A 15,935-nucleotide genomic window follows, 5' to 3' on the forward strand; every position below is an offset into this window, starting at 1 on the left:
TTTCTGCGAATATGAAACATGCGCAAATCAGGAGATGGAAGCGGACTTGTCCGCTTTTTTCTGTCATACATAAGAATAGAAAGGAAAGAAGATGAGGAAAAAGGATATTATAGAAGGGGTTGTGGATCATGTGGAATTTCCAAATAAAGGAACATTTTCATATGAGGACAGGACAATTACAGTAAAAGGTGTGATCGAAGGACAGAAAATCCGGGGACAGGTGACAAAAAAACGCAGGAATGGAGGACAGGTCCGTCTGCTGGAAGTGCTGGAGCCGTCAAAACTGGAAGATGTGCAGCCGGAATGTGAACATTTCGGCGCCTGCGGCGGATGTTTTTATCAGACTGTTTCTTATAAAAATCAGCTGAAAATAAAAGAAGGACAGGTAAGAGAATTATTAAAAGATTTTGTTCCGAATGAAAAATGGAACGGAATCAAAGGAAGTCCGAAGCAGTGGGGATACCGCAACAAGATGGAATTCTCTTTTGGAGATGAAGTAAAAGACGGCCCTCTGGCTCTGGGAATGCACAAAAAGAACACGTTTCATGATATTGTGAACATTACAGGGTGTAAAATTGTGGATGATGATTACAATCGAATCGTCCAGTGTGTATTAAACGAAGTAAAGGATATGGGACTGCCGTTTTACCACAAAATGCGCCATGAAGGATACTGGCGTCATCTGGTAGTGCGCAGGGCAGAATGTTCCGGAGATATCCTGATCAACATCGTAACAACCTCCCAGGGAGCGGCGGATTTTACAAAACTTGTGGAGGCGCTGGAAGTCCTGAAACTCCAGGGACAGATTGTAGGAATCCTGCATACGGTAAACGACAGTCTGGCAGATGTGGTACAGGCAGATTCTATGGAAATCCTTCATGGGCAGAACTATTTCTTTGAAGAAATCCTGGGGCTGAAATTTAAGATTTCTCCGTTTTCTTTCTTCCAGACCAATTCGCTGGGGGCAGAAGTGCTGTATGAGACAGCCAGAGATTATGTAGGAGAAACAAAAGATCAGGTGATCTTTGACCTGTACAGCGGAACCGGGACCATTGCCCAGATGCTGGCGCCGGTGGCAAAGAAAGTTGTCGGTGTGGAAATCGTGGAAGAGGCCGTAAAAGCAGCAAAGGGAAATGCAAGGCTGAATGGACTGAATAACTGTGAATTTATTGCCGGAGATGTGCTGAAAGTACTGGATGAACTGGAAGAAAAACCGAATATCATCGTGCTGGATCCGCCGAGAGACGGAATCCATCCGAAAGCGCTGCCGAAGATCATCGGCTACGGCGTGGAGAAAATGGTGTACATCAGCTGCAAGCCGACCAGTCTGGCAAGAGACCTGGAAATGTTCCGGGAAGCAGGATATGAAGTAGAACAGGCGGGATGTGTTGATATGTTTCCGGGCACCGTACATGTGGAGACTGTGTGTTTGCTTTCCAAACATTAAGAAAACAGCGAAGATGGGATGTGGATAAGCATCCCATCTTTCTATTCTAAATGTGGATATTTGGAAGGAATTAAGAACAGATATGAGTTATAGGAAAAGAATGTCGCAGATAAAATAATACAGCTTGCAAAAGAAAATATATGGAGCGAACTTTATGTGATATTTTGCGTAAACGAGGAGGAATAGACAGGGGTGTTATTGCAGAAGCGTTCAAACGATATGCAGTCAGGAAGGACAAGAACATCCTGCTTCTGTCAGAGTATGCGAAGAAGTTTCGCAGGTTTAGACACCCGTGCCACTATGGACATGGATGCATCATCCAAGAAACGAGGTTCATCGGAGATTCTGAAGGATTATAAGAATATCATTGATGTTGTCAGAAACAGTGATGCGATGATAAAGCAGTGGAGGACTTATCAGAAAGATTGTGAAGATGCCGCTGATATTAATTTCGATGAGATTTGTGATGCTGTAGTGCAGATAAAGATGATGAGGAGCATGTAAAAATTTCAGCGTTTCTAAGAGGAAATTAACCTGTCCTATTTTATCTTAGCAGCGGCAGACTTCCTGTAAGTTGATTGATTTTCTTTTTAGAACCGCAGATGGCAAGTCCAAAGTACTGCAGCGTATTTTCGGATGTTTTTCTCATTTTATCGGTAAATTCATCATAGGTTTTGCAGCTCTGAGCCAGATCGGAAAAGTCAACCACGGTTAAATCCTGAAAGCCGGGCTGATGGAGTTTTTCACGGATTGTTTTGATGGTTTCCGGTGAACCTTTTAGGACTGGCACGGGAAACGTGATGATGCCGAGATGCTCATTTCCGCTTTGGTCTGTGACATTTTGACCTACCACTTCCGGCATTTCCCTGCCTAAAGTAATCCCCATAATAGCCGCTGTATTTGCAATAATGCCAAGCGGCAGATTTTCATCAATGATCATGACACATTTTTTGTTTTGTAAACTCATTTCAGATTTCCTCCTGCTTTCTGTGAATGTCTTTGTATATGTTTTTGCTCTGTGATATTCATTGTAGCATCGAAAAATAAAAAAGGCTTGTAAGATATCCTCATTTTTTAAGAGATGCTGTGAAGAAGAAAGCCCCAAATATCGTACCGGAAACAAGAAAGGAAGCAGCAGGATTTATACCAGGGATTCAGCAAGTATATTGACATGATGTCAAAAACATCGTATTCTAAAAACAGACAAGTTGTTTCATCTTTTAAAATGATGAAAATGAAAAACAGTGAGCGGCTGTTTTCTGCTCCCAGGCAGAATCCGGGAGACGAGGATATTTAAAAAGAATCATTGTCACAAATTTAAGAAAGTGAGGAAAGTACTATGAGCATCACAATGAATTTGTATTATACAGGAAAAGACGGAAATGCGCGTAAGTTTGCTGAGGAAATGGAGCAAAGCGGAACGGCTGCATTAATCCGTGCAGAAGATGGAAATGAAAAATATGACTATTTTTTCCCAATGAGCGATCCGGAAACAGTTCTGCTGATTGACAGCTGGAAAGATCAGGAATCCATCGATGTTCATCATGCCTCACCTATGATGAATACGATTGCGGAGCTTCGGGAAAAATACGATCTGCATATGAGAGCGGAACGATATATTTCTGACGATGAGAGCATCTCTGATGCAGATAAAAAATTTATCAAAAAGTAAGCAAAAGAAGCAGCTGGTGGTTTTGGAAAGAACTCTACAGAAGCTGCTGTCATGAAATTTTCCCAATATAGAAAAAAGGCGTCAAAAGTTTTGGCGCCTTTTTTGGGGGGAAAATGTCACTTTTATTCATTTAATATGTCTATGAGAATATCTTGTCTTAAAGATACAGTTCACATTCTTTTCTTTCAGAACATACTTTTTTCAGCATGGCGTTAACGCCGGCAAGCATAACGCCGTTGATCTTTCGTGCAGAGTGAGGACAGACGGAAATGCAGCGCATGCAGGAGATGCAGGCCTTGCTGTCGGTCTTTTTAGGATTTGTTTTGTCAATGGCCTGAACCGGGCATTTTTCAGCGCAGATTCCGCATTTGACACAGTCTTTGGAAGGTTTTGGAACCATGCCGGAGCCGCCTCTTTTCTTATATGGACGATTGCCGGGAATGGATGGCTCGTCAATATTGCCGGAAGAGATTTTTTCACGGAGCTGTCCGGCAAATTCTTTTAACTGTGTCTCATCTTCGGAATCCGGACGACCTGCGGCGAACTGGCGGGCGATGGAATGTTCTGCAATGGCTGCGACAGCGGATATCACACGGAATCCTGCCTGTTTTGCAGTATCCTGCAGTTCAGCCAGAGTATCTTCATATGCGCGGTTTCCATATACACATACAAGAACGGCTTTCGCTCCGTTTCCATTTATAGAAGCAAGGCGGCTGACTGCCGGTTCCGGAACCCTTCCGCCGTAAGATGGTACAGCGATGACAGCAGTATCATCATCAGAAAGAGAGATATCGGAAAAATCTTGCTTGCTGTCAGTCAGATCAATCGGATGGATTTCAGAACTTAGTTCATTGCTTAAAATATCAGCTGCTTTTTTTGTTCCGCCGGTAGGGCTGAAACAGATTTCATAAAATTTCATTTTGTGTTCCTCCAATCATTTTGATTCCGTTCTGGAAAGGACAGAGCTGCAGGCTTTTGCTTGCAATCCTTTTACAGACCATGTAAAATGTGAAGATGTAAAATAAAAAATTACATCTCTTGTCAGAATATCACCAAAATGATGTAAAGTCAAGATTTACATCTAATGAGCTGAGAGAGATCGTGAAAGGGTGATACAATGCAGATCAGCATGAAGTGTTCAGTGGCAGTACACTGTTTGATTTTTATATATGAAGCAAAAGGAAGAGCCAGAGTGACAAGTACACTGCTGGCACAGAGCACCGGATGTAATCCGGTCATAATTCGAAATATACTTAGTGCATTGAAAAAAGCAGGGATGATTTCAGTCGCGCGTGGTCCTGGAGGGGCAGAACTGCTTAAAGAACCATCTGAAATTACTTTGTATATGATTTATGATGCGATGGAACCAGAGGGGCTTTCTTCTCTGATCGGGATTCATTCCTGTGAAGACCGAAAATGTCCGGTAGCGAAAAATATTCGATTTGTACTGCAGGATCCTTATCAGAAAATAGAAGATTCTATCCGGCAGACCATGGAAGGCATCACTCTGGAGTCCATGATTGAAGAATTCCATAAAAGAGTGAATCCTGTTGATTATGAACCGCAGGATGGCAGTTCTTTTTCATAAATTTCTGCATATCATAGGAGTGTTTCGGGGGATAATATGATATTAGAATCATGCTTTGACGAAAGGCTGAGATATTGAAAGTCAGAGAAAAAAAGCGACAAAAACAGACATTTTTTTCTATTTCTACTTGCCAGTACAAGACAAATATCGCTATACTTAGAGAAGATAAAAATGGGGTAGTGAAAAAGGAGAATTGTCATGAGCATAAATGGTTTGTGGAAGAAAAAAAGGATATGGGTCATTCCCGTTTACGGCTTTTTTTATATGGCGGCCTTTGTTTTTCTGGAGAATAACAGCAGTGCTAAGCTGCATATGATTCATTCAGTCATTGATGATCAGATACCATTTTGTGAATATTTTATTATTCCTTACCTGATGTGGTTTTTATATATTACCTGCGTGATCTGCTATTTTGCCTTTGGGAAGAGAAGCAGTAAAGAATATTATCAGCTGCTTGTTTCATTAGGAACCGGAATGACGGTATTTATCATTACCTGTTTTGTGTATCCCAATGGGCAGGCATTACGGCCGGAACTGACGGGAGACGGAATTTTTATCAAGCTGGTGGAAATGCTGTATCATATGGATACGCCGACGAATGTCCTTCCAAGTATGCATGTCTTCTGTTCTTCCGCATGCTGGCTTGCGTTGTATGAACATACCAGAGGAAGAATAGAAAAACAGAAAGATAACAGGAAATTAAAACAGCAGAAAGCGGGACTTGCAGGAGCCGGAGTGCTGACGGCAGCCATCATTTTATCAACGGTATTCTTAAAGCAGCATAGTGTGATTGATGTAGCATCAGCAGTTTTGTTAAATATCATATGCTATCAGCTGTATTATAAAATTATACCAGTACGTTATAAAAAGCGGGTGCTGTCAGGAGAACGGGAAGAATCCGTTTCTTATTTTTAAGGTGTCTGCGGGGCAGCGGAAAAATGAATCAAAACAGAGATAGACAAGGAGAGGATGAAGTCCTCTCCTTTTATATTGCAAATTATGTACAGGTTTACGCTTATAGTATAATCCTTATTGATTTGTCAGATTCAGGTTGACCTGAAGTGAAGTTTAAGTGTTAAAATGATAATATAGCAATTGAAATCATGAAGAGGAGGGAATTAGCATGTGTGATAAAAAGATAGTTCCGGGAACCGGAGGAGAACATTATATCCCATACGAAGAGCGTACAGGAAATGAGTCTATCGTATATTTTACAAGAGATTTATCTGCTGAGGGATTAAAGAAAATTTATAAAAGAGTCAGTGCGGATCTCTCTGGCAAAGTAGGAATCAAACTTCATACGGGAGAGAAAAATGGACCGAATATTATTCCGAGGGAATGGGTGAAAGAATTAATTCAGGATGAACTCCCGGATGCTTCCATTATTGAAACAAATACCTATTATGAAGGTGACCGTTATACGACAGAACAGCACAGAGAAACACTGAAAGTCAACGGCTGGACCTTCTGTCCTGTGGATATCATGGACGAAGACGGTACGGCAATGCTGCCGGTAAAAGGCGGAAAATGGTTTTCTGAAATGTCTGTCGGAAAGAATCTGTTAAATTACGATTCCATGCTGGCGCTGACTCATTTTAAAGGTCATACCCAGGGTGGTTTCGGCGGATCCAACAAAAATATCGGAATCGGATGCGCAGATGGAAGAATCGGAAAGAAAATGATCCACACAACGCCGGGTTCTGATGATATGTGGGATATCAAGACGGAAGAATTCATGGAAAGGATGACAGAATCTACCAAAGCATCCATTGATCATTTCGGAAAACAGGTAACCTATATTAATGTAATGCGCAACATGTCTGTATCCTGCGACTGTGAGGGATGCGCTGCCATGCCGGTGGTAACGCCGAATATTGGAATCACTGCATCCACAGATATCCTTGCGGTAGATCAGGCGTCTGTTGATCTTGTATATGCGCTGAAAGAAGAGGATCACAAAGATCTGGTAGAGCGTATGGAAACCCGTCATGGCCTTCGTCAGCTCACTTATATGAAAGAGCTGAAGATGGGAAATGACAAATATATCCTGATCGACATTGATAACAATGATGCCCGCATCACCCTGGAAGACGCGGTAAAAGATGTAAAACCATTTGCAGATGAAAAATAAAGCCTGATCAGGCAGAAGAAAAAGAACTTCAGGACACAAGACCTGAAGTTCTTTTTTTTCATTTCCTTAATAAATTTAATAGAAACGCCATATTCTGCCCTAGATTTTTCATGTTTGCCAAACCTTCGGAATCCGCGTTTACATCACCAGGCATCTGTCCGTAAGCTATGTTCCAGTAAGTGGAATCAGGAAGAATCATTTCGTGATTCAGGAAAAAATGATTCATGGCATCGACCGCCTGGAGTCCGCCTCCTCTGCGGACTGCTGCGACAGCGGCGCCTGCTTTATGAGACAGCAGACCAGGATTCATATCGGCTGCGACGGCTGAGCGCTCCAGAAGTGCCTGCATGGCAGAAGAAATATTGGCTGAATAAACGGGAGAGCCAAGCAGAATGCCGTCAGATGCTTTCATTTTTTCAAAAATATCATAGAAGTCATCATTTTTATGAAAGCAGTTCTTTTGACCGCTGCAGGCCCAGCATGCTCTGCAGGGCTCTATTTTATGTTCGGAAAGCTGGATCATTTCTGTTTCAAATCCTTCTTCCTGTAATACATCCAATACCTGCTGAATGAGAATTGCTGTGTTTCCGTTTTTTCTGGCGCTTCCGTTAATTGCGAGAACTTTTATTTATTTCCTCCTTTTTAATACCAGTCATGTTTTTCACCGCGGTCCAGGTCATGGATCTGCATCATTTCATCATCGGTTAGTTCAAAATCAAAAAGTTCTGTGTTTTCTTTGATGTGCTCTGGATTACTTGATCCGGGAATTACAACAACGCCTTTCTGCAGATTCCATCGAAGGATTACCTGGGCAGAAGATTTATCGTGGTGTTCTGCAATTTTTGATATAACCGGATCGTTCAGAAGTTCCTGAGTATGGCCTCTGCCGCCAAGAGGATACCATCCCTGTACCGTGATGCCATGTTCCTGGATATATGGAATAACATCATTTTCCTGATAATATGGATGGATTTCATTCTGTACCAGGGCAGGAACGGTATCAACCTGAGGAAGAAATTCTTCCAGTTCTTCTATATACCAGTTCGACAGACCAATGGAATGAATTTTTCCTTCCTTAACTGCTTTTTCCATGGCTTTGTAAGCTTTTACATCTCCATTCCCGGGATGATGCAGGAGCATCATATCAATATATCCAAGGTCAAGCTGATCTAAGGCCTCTTCGATGGCGGCTTCCGGATCGGAAAACTGATCCGGATAAAGTTTGGTGATGATAAAGATTTCCTTTCGGGGAACGTCAGATGACCGTACTGCTTCACCTATTTCCTTTTCATTTCCGTATGCATGAGCGGTATCAATCAGCCGGACGCCATTATTTAATGCGGCTGTAACGGAAGTTTTGCATTCCTTACCATGCAGGCTGTAAGTGCCCAGACCGTATACAGGCATTTGATAGCCGCTGTTAAGTGTTACGGTTTTAGAATCAAAATTAAAATTTCCTGGAGTTTCTGATGTCTGTCTGGATGCTGTCGATGAGGAGTCTGAGGATTTTTTCGTTTTTTCCTGACTGCATGCAGACAGAATGAATAAAAAAGAAAAAGTAATCAGAAGCAGAGTCAGTTTTTTCATGAGGATCAGCTCCTTTTATCTTTAATTCTGCGAATGACTTTTGCGGGAACTCCTCCGACAACTGTCATAGGAGGAACATCCTTTGTAACAACAGCCCCTGCGCCTATGACTGCCCAGTCTCCAATGGTAACGCCGGATAAGATTGTGGCATTGGAACCAATCCATACATGTTTTCCAATGATAATGGGAGCATAATGATTTTTTCTCATTTTAGAAGGTTCCAGGTCGTGATTGATGGTGGCGAGAACAGCGCTGTGGCCGATCATAGTTCCATCGCCAATGGAAATACCGCCTTGATCCTGAAAATGACAGCAGGAATTTATAAACACATCTTTTCCAAAAGTAATATTTTTTCCGAAGTCAGTATAAAAAGGCGGGAACAGCCGGAAACTGTCATCGACCTGTCTGCCGGTCAGACGGCTCATGATTTTGACGATCTCTTCCGGAGTATGATACCGGGTATTCAGTTCCATTCCAATCTGGATGGCTTCCTGAAATAAAACATTCGCATAAGCGCTTCTTTCCGGGTCATATGGTGCGTTTTCTCTGAATCCTTCAATTACATCTTGAACAGTCAAAACGAAATTCCTCCTTTTGAATTTTATCAGGTAGTTTCATTATAATTGGGGGTATTAGAAATGTAAAATATTTAAAAATTATTTATAGATATTTGAAAAATAAATAACTGAATCTGATATACTAAAAAAGGAGGAAATAAAATGGAATTACGAGTTTTGCGTTATTTTCTGGAAGTCGCCAGAGAAAAGAATATTACAAAAACAGCACAGAGGCTGCACATTTCCCAGCCGACGCTATCGCGTCAGTTAAAAAATCTGGAGGAAGAACTGGGAAAGAAATTATTTGTACGCACCAATTACAGTATTAAATTGACAGAAGAAGGACGTCTGCTTCAAAAGAGAGCAGAAGATATACTAGATATGGTGGATAAGACAGCAGAAAAGATAAAAACTTTGGATGAAATCAATGGAGGAGATATTCGTGTTGGCTGTGCGGAATCAAACGGTATTCAGTATTTTATCCGAGCGATTAGAAAACTGCAGAAAGAATATCCTTTGATTCGTTATCATTTTTACAGCAGCGGTACAGATGCCGTAAATGAAAGACTGGGACAAGGCCTGCTGGATTTTGCGATTATTGTTCAGGAACCAGATGCTGTGAAATATAATTATCTGAAACTGCCTTCGATGGACCGCTGGGGCTTGATTATGCGAAAAGACAGTAGTCTGGCAGAGAAGGAATTTATCTGTCTGGAAGATCTGATTCATATTCCTTTGATTCTGTCCCGGCAGGCTATGGAGGATGAAATGCCAAGATGGTTTGGGGAAGCGCAGGATAAACTGCATATCGTGGCTACATATGATTTGCTGTTCAATGCGTCGGTCATGGTTCGTGAAAATTTTGGATATGTATTGGGATTTGACGAACTGATCTATACAGGAAAAGATGGAGAACTGTGTTTTCGGCCGCTGGAGCCTGCCTTGGAATCACCTATGTATATTATATGGAAGAAATATCAGACCTTTACTCCCGCTGCAAAATTAGTCATAACAGAATTGAAAAAAGAATTCTTATAAAAAAGACAGAAACCGACTATAAACTATAGGTTATAACTCTTTTAACGAATGGTTTCTTCTTTTGAGAAACAGACAGGAGTAGAATTATGCTGGAAGAGAAGCTGTGTGAAACAGCAGTCATAAGAAGATAAGGTGGGAGAAATATGAAAAAAATGGCAGTAATTTATTATTCCTGGTCTAATGGCAATACAAAGAGGATCGCGGAGCGGCTAAGTAAAGGAACAGGAGCGGATCTGATCAGGATCGACACCGCAAAGCCATATGAAGGAAGCTATGAAGATGTAGTGGCCCAGGGAAAGAGAGAAGTAAATGAAGGATATAAGCCGCAGATAAAACCAATTGGCGTAGATTTATCTCAGTACGATGTGATCGCGGTAGGAACACCGACCTGGTGGTATACCATGGCTCCGGCAGTCCATACTTTTCTGGAGCAGACAGATTTTACAGGAAAAACCGTGATACCATTTATGACCAACGGCGGCTGGCCGGGACATGTGATTAAAGATATGAAGAAAGCCTGCAAAGGAGCATCCTTTGCCTGTGAAATGGAAATTAAATTTGATTCCTCAGGAGGAGATCATCTGGAAACTCCGGATAAAGATATCGACGCATGGGTCGAGAAGGTAAGAAAAGAAGTGAATCAAAATGCGTAAAAGCGGAAAATTGCAGAAAGAAATAGAAGAAGATTCTGCGGCCAGGGAAGAGCAGATTTTTGCCAGTGCGGTGGCGGCAGTTTTTCTGTGCCTTTTGGTGTATACGATAACCTTTGTGATCATTGCAGTATTTCAGGCGGTGGGACGAGGTGTGGAACCGTTTGTTTTGTCCGTTCTCCACAAAGGCTCACTGGATATTGTGCTTTTATTCATTCTGCGCCGGCTGGCAGGTGTGGAGAGAATTCTGTGGGCAGCGCCGACTGCCGAAGTGATCGCACTGATCACGGGAATCATCATGCTTGCGGCGTTCTGGAAAACGTTAAATATGAAGTATGCGCAGGTGCGTTGACGGTGTCTCTGCGGCTGTGATAGACTGAAAATACAAGGGTTTTCCTTATGACAGGATGAGGAAGATCTTTGTATTTTTTGTTATGGGAATCGATTTTGCTGAATGTAAGAGGAATGTTATGACAGAAATATATTATGTAGAAGATGATGAAGACATTGCAGGGATTGTAAAAGAATATCTTGAATCACGAAATTTCAAAGTGACGCTTTACAGGGCCGCAGAGGAAGTAAAAGAATCACTGGGAAAACAGCGTCCGGAGCTTATTTTGCTGGACTGGAATCTCCCGGATGAAGAAGGGAGCCGGCTTTGCCGGTGGATTCGCTCCAGATGGCAGGATCTGCCGCTGATGTTTCTAACGGTCAGGAATGAAACAAAGGATATTGTAAAAGGATTTCAGAATGGCGCAGATGACTATGTGGAAAAGCCATTTGAATTGGAAGTTCTGTATTCACGCATCTGTGCCCTGCTTCGGAGAGCAGGAATTGTTCCCGGGCAGACGGTGATATCCTGCGGGAATCTGACCATTGATAAAGAAAAAATGATGGTATTCTGCGGCGGGCAGGAGGTTTCCGTGAGCCGGTCAGAATATCAGCTGCTTCTTATTTTGATGGAACATAAGGGAATGACAGTGACAAGGCAGAGACTGCTGGAAAAAATATGGGATGAAAATGGAAACTTTGTGAACGATAATACACTGACTGTCGCCATGAAACGTCTGCGTCAGAAGCTGAACCAGCCGGCATATATCAAAACCATAAGGAGTTTTGGGTATCGTATGGAGGATGAAATATGACAGAACGGAAAATGAAGATTCTAATGGGGCTTGCCGCTTTTCTTATTGTCTGTTCTGTCTCTGCTTTTGCAATGTATCAGTATCAGGTGAGAGAACAGTACAGACTGCTGGACGCTTTTTGTGAAAGACTGCAGGAAGAACGACCGGATGTGGAACAGACGATGCTGGAAATTATCAAAGAGAAAGATGTTCTGAGAGAATCCGAAACTTCCGGATATCTGAAAACTTTTGGATATACCCCGTCTGATCTGAAATGGAACCGGGGAATTTTTCTGAAAAGCGCAGGCGCCGGGCTTCTGACAGGAGGCATTTTATTTTCATGCGTTTTTATATATTGGAAAAAGAATATATTTCAGCGGATCCGCACGCTGACAGAGAATCTGGAAAAAATGAATCATGGGGATTATGCGATGTTTCGAAAAGAAACAGAAGGAGAGTTTTCAAAATTACAGGATGAAATCTATAAAACCGTCACATCACTGCGGCAGACACGGGATCACGCAGTCAGAGCAAAAAATCAGTTTGCGGATCATCTTTCCAATATTGCCCATCAGCTGAAAACGCCGGTAACATCTATTTCTTTGTCTTTGCAGATGCTGCAGACGACAAATTCATCTAAATATATTCTTCAAATAAAAAGACAGCTGAATCGATTAAAACATCTGGAAGAAGCACTGCTTCTCCTTGCCCGTATTGATGCGGGGACGCTTGTTCTGGAAAAAAGCAAAACCGATGTTTTTACTCTGCTGATGATGGCAGCGGATAATTTGCAGGAATTATCGCTGCAATATGGTGTTTCTATTGATGTTTTAAAGACAGAAGAGACAGATATTACGGCAGACCCGGAATGGACCATGGAGGCTGTGATGAATCTGATGAAAAACTGTATGGAACACAGTACGAAAGGAAGAAGAGTTTATTGTACTTATGAAAAAAATCTGCTGTATACACAGATAAACATATGGGATGAGGGACCAGGTTTTCCGGAAGAAGATATACCGTATTTGTTTGACCGGTTTTTCAGAGGCAGAAATGCACAAAAAGACAGCACAGGAATCGGTCTTTCCATTGCGAAGGAAATCATTGAAATGCAGAATGGGGTTGTAAGAGCATATAATCGTCCGCAGGGAGGCGCCTGCTTTGAGATTCGGATATATCAGAGGGAATAGCCGCTGCTTCCATATGTCACCGGAATGTCATTTTTCTTTGCTATGATAAGAAAAAATGAAGTCAAAGGAGGACGGAGATGGAGATTCTCAGATGTGAAGGCGTGATAAAGAAATTTGGAAAAGGGGAAAACCAGGTGACGGCGCTGAACGGGGTAAATCTGTCAGTGGAACAGGGAGAATTTGCAGCCGTGGTCGGGAGATCGGGATCGGGCAAATCTACACTTCTGCATATTCTTGGAAGTGTGGACAGCCCGACAGAAGGATCTGTCATAGTGGACGGGGTGGATCTGGGAACATTAAATGCTTCCGAAGCGGCAATTTTCAGAAGAAGAAAGATAGGACTGGTCTATCAATTTTATAATCTGATTCCCACATTGACCATTGAAAAAAATATTTTGATGCCTCTGCTGTTGGACAAGCGGAAACCGGAACGGGAATATTATGAACAGATTATAAAGACACTGGGGCTGGAGGAAAAGCGAAACATGCTTCCATATCAGCTGTCCGGAGGGCAGCAGCAGAGAGCTGCCATTGCAAGAGCTCTGATCTACCGTCCGGCTATTTTGCTGGCTGATGAGCCTACCGGGAACCTGGATCGGAAAAATTCCAGAGAAATCATGGATTTGTTAAAAGTATTTTACCGGAATCTGAAGCAGACAATCCTGCTGGTCACCCATGATGAAAAATTTGCTTTGGAAGCAGACCGCATTATTACGATGGAAGATGGACGTATCATCGCAGATCAGAGCAGGAGGTAGGATATGTGGAAAAATTATTCAGAAAGTTATCTGAAACATAACCGAAGGACCTGTATTTCTATTATGATGGCAGTATTCGGTGCCATGATGTTCCTGTCATTGATCTGTACCATGGCCTTTAATTTGTGGAAATATGAGATTGAAAGGATTGAACTGGAAGAGGGAGGATGGCAGGGGCGGATCATTTCTGAACTCAGCGAAAATGACATAAAGAAAATTCAGCAGTTTAAGAATGTAGAGCGGGCAGAGTTAAATGAAGATTTATCGGATGAGAAGACCGTGATAGATATTTATTTTAAAAATCTGCGGACAATTTACAGCGATATGCCTGGAATTGCCCGGTATCTTGGAGTGGAAGAAGAGGAAATCCAGTACCATGTACAGCTGCTGTCCTGTTATTTTATCACGGATCCGCAGGATAAAGAACCGCCTTTGCTTTTGCCGTTTTGTGCAGTGGTCCTGTTTTTCATTTGTCTGTCGCTGATTCTCATTATCAGGAATTCTTTTGAAATTTCAATGAGGGCGAGGATCCGTCAGTTTGGAATACTTTCAGGCATTGGGGCCACACCCGGACAGATCCGGACGTGTCTCCTTCAGGAAGCGGCAGCGCTGAGTATTTTGCCGATTCTTCTGGGAACGGCGGCGGGAATCGGAAGCAGTTATGCTGTCATAAAAGCAGTCAATCATTTCGCTGAGAATGTGGCAGGACGACATCCGGCCGTATTTCAATATCATCCTGTGATACTGACAGTTTCTCTTTTTCTCGCGGCAGTTACTGTGCTTTTATCTGCGTGGATTCCAGCCGTAAAATTAAGCCGGATGACGCCGATGGAAGCAGTACGGAATGAAGAAGGGCTGCATTTGAATAAAAGAAAGCGCCGGACAGTTCTGTCCGGAATTTTTGGAATCAAAGGAGAACTGGCGGGAAATGCAATGAAAGCGCAGAACAGAGCTTACAGGATTTCCAATGTGTCTCTGGTTTTATCATTTTTAAGTTTTGCTTTGATGCTGTGCTTTTTTACTTTGTCTGATATCAGTACACGTTATACGTATTTTGAGAGATATCAGGATACATGGGACGTTATGGCGGAAATTAAAAATACAGAGCTTGCTGATTTTGACCGGACACAGGAAATCAGGAATCTTCCGGGAATCCGTGACAGTATTTTATATCAGAAAGCGGAAATGCGAATTTCTCTGCCCCGGGAATGGCAGAGCCCTCAGATGCTGGCGCTGGGCGGGCTGGAAGCCCTGACAGAAAATGAAGTCGAAAAAGATAAACAGGGAAATGATACAGTGATATCGCCTGTCATTATTATGGATGATGAGAGTTTTCTGAAATACTGCAGAGAGATCGGAGCATCTCCGGGGCTGGACGGTACTATTATTTTGAATCGTATCTGGGACAGCAAAAACAGCAATTTCAGAGACAGAAAATACATTCCATTTGTAAAGGAAAATAAAACGGCAGCAGCGGCCGCGGAAGAAATTAAAATGCGGGAAATCCCTATACTGGCGTATACACAGGATGAGCCGAAGCTCAGAGAGGAGTATGCAGACTATGCTTTGGTTCAGTTTATGCCCCTTTCTCTGTGGGAAAGAATGGGAGCCCATACCGGTGAAACGACAACTTATATCCGGATTCTGGGGCGTCAGGGAATTGATCTTGAGGGATGCAGTTTGATAGGAGACGGGATAGAAAAGATATTGGATACATCTTACGATTATGAAATAGAAAACCGCATCCGGGAAAGGATATCAAATGAAGAAATGCTTCAGGGAGTCAAAATGATCATCGGAGGATTCTGCATTCTGATCGCAGTCATCGGAATTGCCAATATATTTTCTGTAACGCTGGGATTTGTACAGCAGAGAAAAAGAGAATTTGCCCAGTATCTGTCCATAGGCATGACACCAAAAGATATACGGAGTGTATTTTGTATGGAAGCATTTGTAACAGCAGGGCGTCCGATTCTGATCACAATTCCTCTGACTGCAGCAGCGGTTACATTTATGCTTGCGGCAAGTCACCTGAATCCTGAGGTGTTTTTGCGGGAAGCACCGATCATACCGGTGGCGGCATTTGCAGCTGTGATTATATTTTTTGTGGGACTGGCGTATTTTATCGGGGGCAGAAGAGTTTTAAATTGTGATTTGAGTGAGATTTTGAAAGATGATACGCTGAATTAAAAA

18 protein-coding genes are annotated in these 15,935 nt (G+C 42.4%); 13 read left to right on the forward strand and 5 right to left on the reverse strand.

What is annotated here, in order from left to right:
- The first annotated feature begins 91 nt into the window (after positions 1–91).
- Positions 92–1,447, forward strand: a complete 1,356-nt coding sequence (gene rlmD, locus JMF81_RS11975; RefSeq protein WP_201311678.1) for a 23S rRNA (uracil(1939)-C(5))-methyltransferase RlmD — start codon at positions 92–94, stop codon at positions 1,445–1,447.
- Between the two features lie 192 nt (positions 1,448–1,639).
- Complete coding sequence (locus JMF81_RS11980) at positions 1,640–1,951, forward strand: hypothetical protein (protein ID WP_201311679.1); 312 nt, start codon at positions 1,640–1,642, stop codon at positions 1,949–1,951.
- 40 nt (positions 1,952–1,991) lie between these two features.
- Here JMF81_RS11980 and JMF81_RS11985 read toward each other — a convergent pair whose 3' ends face one another.
- Entirely contained in the window at positions 1,992–2,414 is a 423-nt protein-coding gene (locus JMF81_RS11985) for a DUF2000 domain-containing protein (protein WP_201311680.1), read from the reverse strand.
- 372 nt (positions 2,415–2,786) lie between these two features.
- Between JMF81_RS11985 and JMF81_RS11990 the strand changes: the two genes are divergently transcribed.
- Complete coding sequence (locus JMF81_RS11990) at positions 2,787–3,119, forward strand: putative quinol monooxygenase (RefSeq protein ID WP_201311681.1); 333 nt, start codon at positions 2,787–2,789, stop codon at positions 3,117–3,119.
- Between the two features lie 157 nt (positions 3,120–3,276).
- Here JMF81_RS11990 and JMF81_RS11995 read toward each other — a convergent pair whose 3' ends face one another.
- Positions 3,277–4,038 (reverse strand): 4Fe-4S binding protein, encoded by a 762-nt coding sequence (locus JMF81_RS11995; RefSeq protein ID WP_201311682.1) that lies wholly within the window; start codon positions 4,036–4,038, stop codon positions 3,277–3,279.
- A 210-nt stretch (positions 4,039–4,248) separates the two neighbouring features.
- Between JMF81_RS11995 and JMF81_RS12000 the strand changes: the two genes are divergently transcribed.
- The 3 genes from JMF81_RS12000 (at position 4,249) to JMF81_RS12010 (ending at position 6,838) form a co-directional block, all read left to right on the forward strand.
- Positions 4,249–4,707, forward strand: coding sequence for an Rrf2 family transcriptional regulator (locus tag JMF81_RS12000; protein WP_243282629.1), 459 nt, complete (start codon positions 4,249–4,251; stop codon positions 4,705–4,707).
- A gap of 198 nt (positions 4,708–4,905) precedes the next feature.
- On the forward strand, positions 4,906–5,622 hold the full coding sequence (locus tag JMF81_RS12005) for a phosphatase PAP2 family protein (protein ID WP_201311684.1): 717 nt from the start codon (positions 4,906–4,908) through the stop codon (positions 5,620–5,622).
- A 208-nt stretch (positions 5,623–5,830) separates the two neighbouring features.
- On the forward strand, positions 5,831–6,838 hold the full coding sequence (locus JMF81_RS12010; protein WP_201311685.1) for a DUF362 domain-containing protein: 1,008 nt from the start codon (positions 5,831–5,833) through the stop codon (positions 6,836–6,838).
- Positions 6,839–6,896: 58 nt separating this feature from the next.
- On the opposite strand, the gene JMF81_RS12015 is transcribed toward JMF81_RS12010, so the two are convergent.
- The 3 genes from JMF81_RS12015 to JMF81_RS12025 are packed head-to-tail and all read right to left on the reverse strand — an operon-like array spanning position 6,897 to position 8,985.
- Entirely contained in the window at positions 6,897–7,466 is a 570-nt protein-coding gene (locus JMF81_RS12015) for a flavodoxin family protein (RefSeq protein WP_201311727.1), read from the reverse strand.
- 14 nt (positions 7,467–7,480) lie between these two features.
- A complete protein-coding gene (locus JMF81_RS12020) occupies positions 7,481–8,425 on the reverse strand; it encodes an aldo/keto reductase (protein WP_201311686.1) in 945 nt (314 codons plus the stop codon).
- A 5-nt stretch (positions 8,426–8,430) separates the two neighbouring features.
- Positions 8,431–8,985 carry a DapH/DapD/GlmU-related protein gene (locus JMF81_RS12025; protein WP_334297470.1) on the reverse strand — a complete coding sequence of 185 codons (555 nt, stop codon included), beginning with the start codon at positions 8,983–8,985 and terminating at the stop codon, positions 8,431–8,433.
- Positions 8,986–9,144: 159 nt separating this feature from the next.
- On the opposite strand from JMF81_RS12025, the gene JMF81_RS12030 reads away from it, so the two are divergent.
- From JMF81_RS12030 to JMF81_RS12060, 7 genes are all read left to right on the forward strand, one after another.
- Positions 9,145–10,020, forward strand: a complete 876-nt coding sequence (locus tag JMF81_RS12030) for a LysR family transcriptional regulator (RefSeq protein WP_201311687.1) — start codon at positions 9,145–9,147, stop codon at positions 10,018–10,020.
- A gap of 143 nt (positions 10,021–10,163) precedes the next feature.
- The gene (locus tag JMF81_RS12035) at positions 10,164–10,673 is read left to right on the forward strand and encodes a flavodoxin (RefSeq protein WP_201311688.1); all 510 of its coding nucleotides are present in this window, start codon (positions 10,164–10,166) and stop codon (positions 10,671–10,673) included.
- The gene (locus tag JMF81_RS12040) at positions 10,666–11,022 is read left to right on the forward strand and encodes a hypothetical protein (protein WP_201311689.1); all 357 of its coding nucleotides are present in this window, start codon (positions 10,666–10,668) and stop codon (positions 11,020–11,022) included. The genes JMF81_RS12035 and JMF81_RS12040 overlap by 8 nt, the downstream gene beginning before the upstream one ends.
- A gap of 118 nt (positions 11,023–11,140) precedes the next feature.
- Positions 11,141–11,815 carry a response regulator transcription factor gene (locus JMF81_RS12045; protein WP_201311690.1) on the forward strand — a complete coding sequence of 225 codons (675 nt, stop codon included), beginning with the start codon at positions 11,141–11,143 and terminating at the stop codon, positions 11,813–11,815.
- Positions 11,812–12,984 carry a sensor histidine kinase gene (locus JMF81_RS12050; protein WP_201311691.1) on the forward strand — a complete coding sequence of 391 codons (1,173 nt, stop codon included), beginning with the start codon at positions 11,812–11,814 and terminating at the stop codon, positions 12,982–12,984. Before JMF81_RS12045 ends, JMF81_RS12050 begins: the two co-directional genes overlap by 4 nt.
- Before the next feature lie 77 nt (positions 12,985–13,061).
- A complete protein-coding gene (locus JMF81_RS12055; RefSeq protein ID WP_201311692.1) occupies positions 13,062–13,742 on the forward strand; it encodes an ABC transporter ATP-binding protein in 681 nt (226 codons plus the stop codon).
- Between the two features lie 3 nt (positions 13,743–13,745).
- Complete coding sequence (locus JMF81_RS12060; RefSeq protein ID WP_201311693.1) at positions 13,746–15,932, forward strand: ABC transporter permease; 2,187 nt, start codon at positions 13,746–13,748, stop codon at positions 15,930–15,932.
- The last annotated feature ends 3 nt before the right edge of the window (positions 15,933–15,935 follow it).

Origin of the sequence: Anaerostipes butyraticus, from assembly GCF_016586355.1 — a bacterium.
GTDB lineage: Bacteria > Bacillota > Clostridia > Lachnospirales > Lachnospiraceae > Anaerostipes > Anaerostipes butyraticus.